Raw genomic sequence first — 2,280 nt, 5'->3', positions numbered from 1 at the left:
CCTGCCCTACATGGACCGGGTCTGGAAAGTTCTCGACGATCGGCGCCGCGCCGGCGAGCGGATCCTGTTCGAGGGCGCGCAAGGCACGCTGCTCGACATCGACCACGGCACCTATCCGTTTGTCACCTCGTCCAATACCGTCGCCGGCCAGGCCGCGGCCGGCTCGGGTGTGGGGCCGGGCGCCATCGGCTATGTGCTGGGCATCACCAAGGCCTACACGACGCGTGTCGGCGAGGGCCCGTTCCCGACCGAGCAGAAGAACGAGATCGGCGAGTTCCTCGGCACGCGTGGTCATGAATTCGGCGTCGTCACCGGCCGCAAGCGTCGCTGCGGCTGGTTCGACGCCGTGCTGGTGCGCCAGGCGGTGGCCGTCAACGGCATCAAGGGGATCGCGCTGACCAAGCTCGATGTGCTGGACGGACTCGACGAGATCAAGGTGTGCACCGCCTACCGCCTCGACGGCGAGACGATTGACTATCTGCCGGCCAGCCAGGGCGCGCAGGCGCGCGTCGAGCCGGTCTACGAGACGCTCGAAGGCTGGAAAGGCACCACCGCCGGCGCGCGCAGCTGGAACGATCTGCCGGCCCAGGCGGTCAAGTATGTACGTTACATCGAGGAGCTGATCGGCGCGCCGGTGGCGCTGCTCTCGACCAGCCCGGAGCGGGACGACACGATACTTGTGACTGATCCGTTTCAAGACTAGTTTCTCAGCCTTTCCGGGCTCAGCGGCTGATTTGCGGGGGCCGGCCCAGGAACAAAATGCGGGTCCACTGAAGCATGGCAGATTTCATCACCGTTCTGAAAAAGACGATCGACGGTCTCAGCGAAAACACGCCCGAGATGCGCTCGAAAGTCTATGACAAGGCGCGGGCGACAATCGCGAAGAAGCTTGCGGATCACGTCCCGCCTTTGGCGCCGTCGGTTGCCGATCAGCAGAAGCGCACGCTGGAGGATGCGATTTCCAACGTCGAGCGTGGTTATGCCAAAAGCCAGCCGGCGGTCGATCCGCTGGCCGAGCTGGAGCACATCTTCTCCTCGATCGATCGCAACAAGAACCAGCCGAGCCATGTGCGGCAGCCTGTCGTTGCCAAAGCCGAGCCTGCCAGGCCTGAGCCCGCCAAGCCGGAGCCTTTCCGGCCGGCTGCGCCAGTCGCCAAGGCGGAGCCAAGCTGGCAGAAGGCGCCGCAAACGCCTCCGCCATTCGAGACCGATGCCCGCCTGCCGGGCATGGACGCCTCGATGCCGAACGACCAGAATGACGTCTTTGTCAGTGAGGAAGAACCGGCGGCGGCCGACACGTTCCAGCGGCTGCGCCCTGCGGTGCGCAAACGCAGCTATGGCGGGCTGATCGCCGCTGCCGCCGCCGTCCTGGTGATCGGCGGTGGCGGCTATGGCATCTGGCTGAACAAGGACGCGTTCGGCTCCATGCTCGGCCTTGGCGGGAGCAAGACCGTCACCACGGAGCCGCTGGTGAAGCCGGCTCCGGCCAAGCCGGCGGCCGACGTCGCGGCAACACCGCCGGCGGCGGCCACCGGCGAAACGGCCGAAGCGACCAAATTCACCCAGCGCCTGACGCCGGAGGGCAAGGAGACCGATCCCGGCCCCGCCGGCGGGCAAAGCGGCATTGGCGAAGGCGAATCCGTCGCCGCGCTGACGACGCCGCCACCGGCTGCGCCCGTGGTGCCGGCGCCGACCAGCCCGCCGGCGGCGGCAACCGGCGCTCCCGCAGCTCCCGCGCCCGGGGCGGCAACACCGCCGGCAGATGGCGCCACACCCGCAACGCCGGCAGATGCGGCCGCGACGCCGCCGGTACCGCCCGCTGGCGCACAGCCAGCCGCGCCGGCCACCGGCGCCGCACCGTCGACACCGGCGGCAGCGCCGGTTGAAACCGCGCTGCCGGTCGGCCAGAAGGCGATCTTCTACGAGGAACGCACCAGCACCCAGCAGGGCTCGGCCGAGCCGGGCAACATCGTCTGGTCGCTGGTGCAGGAATCGCCGGGCGGCGATCTGCCGCCGGAACCGGCGATCCGCGCCGAGGCGACGATACCGGGCAAGGACATCCAGCTGCGCATGACGATCAGGCGCAACACAGACCAGACGCTGCCGGCCAGCCACATCATCGAGATGATCTTCCTCACGCCGGAAGGATTTGACGGCGGCGGCGTCGACAACATCCTGCGCATCGCCCTGAAGAGTTCCGAACAGGATGCCGGCAGCCCGCTGATCGGCATCCCGGCCAAGATCGCCGACGGCTTTTTCCTCGTCGCGCTCCACGACACC

2 protein-coding genes are annotated in these 2,280 nt (G+C 68.2%); both read left to right on the top strand.

Annotated elements, in window-relative coordinates; genetic code table 11:
• Nucleotides 1–703 (top strand): adenylosuccinate synthetase (locus EN742_RS32285; RefSeq protein ID WP_189375696.1); only part of this gene is annotated, 703 nt, incomplete at its 5' end.
• Nucleotides 704–777: 74 nt separating this feature from the next.
• The coding region (locus EN742_RS32280; RefSeq protein WP_128333744.1) for a hypothetical protein at nucleotides 778–2,280 on the top strand (1,503 nt) is incomplete at its 3' end.

Source organism: Mesorhizobium sp. M4A.F.Ca.ET.020.02.1.1 (assembly GCF_004022645.1).
Taxonomy (GTDB): Bacteria; Pseudomonadota; Alphaproteobacteria; order Rhizobiales; family Rhizobiaceae; genus Mesorhizobium.
This window is presented reverse-complemented; position numbering and strand designations above follow the sequence as displayed.